Below are 248 nucleotides of genomic sequence, written 5' to 3'. Positions count from 1 at the left end.
CATGCTCGGGCGTCCTGCCTGGGATCCGGTGCGGCTTGCTGGAGCGATCCTGCATCCCAAACTCACCCTCTTCCCGGTAGCGGCCTGCCCATTTCCGGGCAGTGATCGGGGAGACCATGAACATCTTTGCGGCGATCGTGGCCGGATAGCCGTCTTCGACAATCAGCCGAGCTAACCGGAGACGGGCACGAGGAGTGAGAAGAGCGTTCGGATGGGTCATCAATTGGCCTCCGCCGCGGTCTTCGTAA

The 248-nt window shown here is 62.1% G+C and carries 1 protein-coding gene; it reads right to left on the bottom strand.

The window, feature by feature from the left end; translation table 11 throughout:
* On the bottom strand, positions 1-220 hold a 220-nt coding region (locus L6990_RS11880), incomplete at its 3' end, for a leucine zipper domain-containing protein (protein ID WP_237204381.1).
* Positions 221-248 lie beyond the last annotated feature (28 nt).

This window comes from Rothia endophytica, assembly GCF_928381505.1.
Classification (GTDB): domain Bacteria; phylum Actinomycetota; class Actinomycetes; order Actinomycetales; family Micrococcaceae; genus Rothia; species Rothia endophytica_A.
This window is presented reverse-complemented; position numbering and strand designations above follow the sequence as displayed.